General features: G+C 48.6%; 2 tRNA genes and 3 rRNA genes. All 5 read right to left on the bottom strand.

Annotated elements, in window-relative coordinates:
- Positions 1 to 24 precede the first annotated feature (24 nt).
- Positions 25 to 135, bottom strand: a 5S ribosomal RNA gene (gene rrf / locus F3059_RS13550).
- A gap of 62 nt (positions 136 to 197) precedes the next feature.
- Positions 198 to 3,015, bottom strand: a 23S ribosomal RNA gene (locus tag F3059_RS13545).
- 165 nt (positions 3,016 to 3,180) lie between these two features.
- Positions 3,181 to 3,254, bottom strand: a tRNA-Ala gene (locus tag F3059_RS13540).
- An 11-nt stretch (positions 3,255 to 3,265) separates the two neighbouring features.
- A tRNA-Ile gene (locus tag F3059_RS13535) sits at positions 3,266 to 3,339 on the bottom strand.
- Positions 3,340 to 3,475: 136 nt separating this feature from the next.
- Positions 3,476 to 4,999: ribosomal RNA gene (locus tag F3059_RS13530) — 16S ribosomal RNA — on the bottom strand.
- The 16S, 23S and 5S rRNA genes sit together here with 2 tRNA genes alongside, the layout of an rRNA operon.
- Positions 5,000 to 5,124: the final 125 nt, after the last annotated feature.

Raw genomic sequence — 5,124 nt, 5'->3', positions numbered from 1 at the left:
AAATTGCTTTAAGGGTTTAGAAAAAATCGGCAACGACATACTCTCCCAGATTAACTCTAGTACCATCTGCGCTGGTGGGCTTAACTACTCTGTTCGGAATGGGAAGAGGTGATCCCCACCGCCATAGTCACCGTAAAACATTCAATACGATAGACATTTTGAAGTCGGGCTAAAAGACACAATGTGTTAAAACTGCTAACTTGAAAGCTACGGGTAATTAGTACTGCTCAGCTATGCCATTACTGACTTTACACTTGCAGCCTATCAACGTCCTAGTCTTGAACGACCCTTTAAAGAAGCCTCATCTTGAGGTGAGTTTCGTGCTTAGATGCTTTCAGCGCTTATCTCATCCAAACATAGCTACCCTGCGATGCAGCTGGCGCCACAACAGGTACACTAGCGGTTTGTCCAACCCGGTCCTCTCGTACTAAGGTCAGATCCTCTCAAGCTTCTAACGCCCACAACAGATAGGGACCGAACTGTCTCGCGACGTTCTGAACCCAGCTCGCGTGCCACTTTAATGGGCGAACAGCCCAACCCTTGGGACCTTCTCCAGCCCCAGGATGTGACGAGCCGACATCGAGGTGCCAAACCCCCCCGTCGATGTGAGCTCTTGGGGGAGATCAGCCTGTTATCCCCGGAGTACCTTTTATCCTTTGAGCGATGGCCCTTCCATGCGGAACCACCGGATCACTATATCCTACTTTCGTACCTGGTCGACTTGTAGGTCTCACAGTCAAGCGCCCTTATGCTATTGCACTCTTCGTACGGTTACCAAGCGTACTGAGGGCACCTTTGAAAGCCTCCGATACTCTTTTGGAGGCGACCACCCCAGTCAAACTACCCACCACACACTGTCTCCTTTGCAGGATTAGACATCAAGCAATTCAAGGGTGGTATTTCAAGGACGACTCCACAGCCCCTAGCGAGGCCGCTTCTAAGTCTCCCACCTATCCTACACATGAATTACCCAATATCAATGTGAAGTTGTAGTGAAGGTTCACGGGGTCTTTCCGTCCCGTTGCGGGTAACCGGCATCTTCACCGATACTACAATTTCACCGAGCTCATGGCCGAGACAGTATCCAGATCGTTGCACCATTCGTGCAGGTCGGAACTTACCCGACAAGGAATTTCGCTACCTTAGGACCGTTATAGTTACGGCCGCCGTTTACTGGGGCTTCGGTTTAGAGCTTCTCCGAAGATAACTCCACCCCTTAACCTTCCAGCACCGGGCAGGTGTCAGGCCTTATACTTCATCTTTCGATTTCGCAAAGCCATGTGTTTTTGATAAACAGTCGCCTGGATCTTTTCACTGCGGCCCTAACCGAAGTTAGGGCGCCCTTTCTCCCGAAGTTACAGGGCCATTTTGCCTAGTTCCTTAGCCATGAATCACTCGAGCACCTTAGGATACTCTCCTTGACTACCTGTGTCGGTTTGCGGTACGGGCTGCTATACTCGCTTTTCTTGGAAGTTCTTCAGATAACTATCCACGCACCCGAAGGTTTGTGGTACTATCCCCCGCAAGCGGGGTTTAACGTACTATTCCGTCAGTACGCGTATCCTTATTCACTCCGTCACTTTTAATGTATAGCAGGTATCAGAATATTAACTGATTCGTCATCGACTACCCCTTTCGGGTTCGCCTTAGATCCCGACTAACCCTGAGCCGATTAGCGTTGCTCAGGAAACCTTAGTCTAGCGGTGAGCAGGTTTCTCGCCTGCTTTATCGTTACTTATGCCTACATTTTCTTTTCAAGTCGCTCCACAAAGCCTCACAGCTTAGCTTCAACGCAACTTGAATGCTCCCCTACCATATAATTCACAGTTTCGGTAGTATGCTTTATGCCCGATTATTATCCACGCCTAACCGCTCGACTAGTGAGCTGTTACGCACTCTTTAAATGAATGGCTGCTTCCAAGCCAACATCCTAGCTGTCAAAGCAGTCGGACCACGTTTGTTCAACTTAGCATACATTTAGGGACCTTAACTGATGATCTGGGTTGTTTCCCTCTCGGACACGGACCTTAGCACCCGCGCCCTCACTCCCAAAAATATGTTGTAGCATTCGGAGTTTGTCAGGGTTTGGTAGGCGGTGAAGCCCCCTAGCCCTATCAGTAGCTCTACCTCTACAACACTTATTTTGAGGCTGCACCTAAATGCATTTCGGGGAGTACGAGCTATTTCTGAGTTTGATTAGCCTTTCACTCCGACCCACAGCTCATCCAAACACTTTTCAACGTGTACTGGTTCGGTCCTCCACTCTGTGTTACCAAAGCTTCAACCTGGCCATGGGTAGATCACTCAGTTTCGCGTCTACCCCATCTAACTAAATCGCCCTATTCAGACTCGCTTTCGCTCCGGCTTCAAGTCTTAAACTCTTAACCTTGCTAGACAGGAGTAACTCGTAGGCTCATTATGCAAAAGGCACGAGGTCACCCGAAGGCTCCCTCCGCTTGTAAGCGCTTGGTTTCAGGTACTATTTCACCCTCCTGTTCGGAGTGCTTTTCACCTTTCCCTCACGGTACTTGTTCACTATCGGTCTCTCAGGAGTATTTAGCCTTACCGGATGGTCCCGGCTGATTCACACAGAATTTCACGTGTTCCGTGCTACTCAGGATACTACTAGGTAAAAAATCAATTTCGCTTACGGGGCTATCACCCTCTATCGCTCCTCTTTCCAAAGGATTCAGCTATTAATTTTTAGTCCACATTGTAGTCCTACTACCCCAGAATTGCCGAAACAATTCTGGTTTGGGCTGTTCCCCGTTCGTTCGCCACTACTTAGAGAATCACTTTTGTTTTCTTTTCCTCTGGTTACTTAGATGTTTCAGTTCACCAGGTTGACCTCCCAATAAATTGGAATACTTAGTCTTCAACTAAGTGGGTTGCCCCATTCGGATATCTACGGGTCATAAGCTATGTGCGCCTCTCCGTAGCTTTTCGCAGCTTGTCACGTCCTTCTTCGTCTCTGAGAGCCTAGGCATCCGCCAAGCGCCCTTTGTTACTTTCTAAAATTAGCGTCTTTTCAACGCATTTGTCTTTTAGCTCGATTTTTCAAACTTCAAAATGTCAAAGAACTTTTCTCGCTTTTCGCGATTGTGAGATCATTGGAGTTGAACCAATCTTTACTGCCTCTATTCAGTAATCTCTTCTTTCTTATTTCGCTCCAAGCTCTTGTGGAGAATATCGGAGTCGAACCGATGACCTCCTGCGTGCAAGGCAGGCGCTCTAGCCAGCTGAGCTAATTCCCCAAACACTAAAGTAGTCCCGGGCAGACTTGAACTGCCGACCTCTACATTATCAGTGTAGCGCTCTAACCAGCTGAGCTACGGGACTATCACATCCCAAACTCAGACGGCCCGGCCATCTTTAGAGCTTGAGAACTGCTGGTTCTTCTATACTCAATAATGTATAAATATAATAATGGAAAGCATCTTTAAATTTACCCCAAGACTCTCTCAAGTCTCTCTAGAAAGGAGGTGTTCCAGCCACACCTTCCGGTACGGCTACCTTGTTACGACTTAGCCCCAGTTACCAGTTTTACCCTAGGCAGATCCTCTCGGTTACCGACTTCAGGTACCCCCGGCTTCCATGGCTTGACGGGCGGTGTGTACAAGGCCCGGGAACGTATTCACCGCGCCATGGCTGATGCGCGATTACTAGCGATTCCAGCTTCATAGAGTCGAGTTGCAGACTCCAATCCGAACTTAGATCAGCTTTTGAGATTCGCATTCTCTCGCGAGATAGCTGCCCTCTGTACTGACCATTGTAGCACGTGTGTAGCCCAGGACGTAAGGGCCGTGATGATTTGACGTCATCCCCACCTTCCTCTCAGCTTGCACTGGCAGTCTCCTTAGAGTCCCCGGCATTATCCGCTGGCAACTAAGAATAGGGGTTGCGCTCGTTATGGGACTTAACCCGACACTTCACAGCACGAGCTGACGACAACCATGCAGCACCTTGTAGAGTGTCCGAAGAAAAGTTCGTTTCCGAACCTGTCACTCTGCATTTAAGCCCTGGTAAGGTTCCTCGCGTATCATCGAATTAAACCACATGCTCCACCGCTTGTGCGGGCCCCCGTCAATTCCTTTGAGTTTCACTCTTGCGAACGTACTTCCCAGGTGGATCACTTAATGCTTTCGCTTGGCCGCTGACAGTGTATCGCCAACAGCGAGTGATCATCGTTTACAGCGTAGACTACCAGGGTATCTAATCCTGTTTGCTACCTACGCTTTCGTGCCTCAGCGTCAGTTATGGCTTTGTGAGCTGCCTTCGCTATCGGTGTTCTACGTCATATCTATGCATTTCACCGCTACATGACGTATTCCGCCCACATCAATCATACTCAAGATTTCCAGTATCAATGGCAGTTCTACAGTTGAGCTGCAGTATTTCACCACTGACTTAAAAATCCGCCTACGCACCCTTTAAACCCAATGAATCCGGATAACGCTTGCACCCTCCGTATTACCGCGGCTGCTGGCACGGAGTTAGCCGGTGCTTATTCGTAAAGTACCTTCAAACAAGTACACGTACTCGTATTTATTCCTTTACAAAAGCAGTTTACAACCCGTAGGGCCGTCATCCTGCACGCGGCATGGCTGGTTCAGACTTGCGTCCATTGACCAATATTCCTCACTGCTGCCTCCCGTAGGAGTCTGGTCCGTGTCTCAGTACCAGTGTGGGGGATAATCCTCTCAGAACCCCTACCCATCGCTGCCTTGGTGAGCCGTTACCTCACCAACTAACTAATGGGACGCATACCTATCTTCAACCACCGGAGCTTTAATTTCCAAGTCATGCGACTCGAAAATATTATGGAGTTTTAATCCAAATTTCTCTGGGCTATCCTCCTGTTGAAGGCAAGTTGTATACGCGTTACGCACCCGTGCGCCACTCGTCAGCATCCAGCAAGCTGGATCTGTTACCGTTCGACTTGCATGTGTTAGGCCTGCCGCTAGCGTTCATCCTGAGCCAGGATCAAACTCTTCGTTGTAATATCCTTATTTTTTCTCTCAAGAACCTCAGGGAACTCTTGCGATGCTTTCCATTATTTCAAAGAACTTTTTCTCTTCTCTTTTTCCGCTAATCTCTTTCGAGAAAAGCGGGCGGCAAAGGTAA

The sequence above is a fragment of the Salibacter halophilus genome (genome assembly GCF_008806325.1).
Taxonomy (GTDB): Bacteria; Bacteroidota; Bacteroidia; order Flavobacteriales_G; family Salibacteraceae; genus Salibacter; species Salibacter halophilus.
This window is presented reverse-complemented; position numbering and strand designations above follow the sequence as displayed.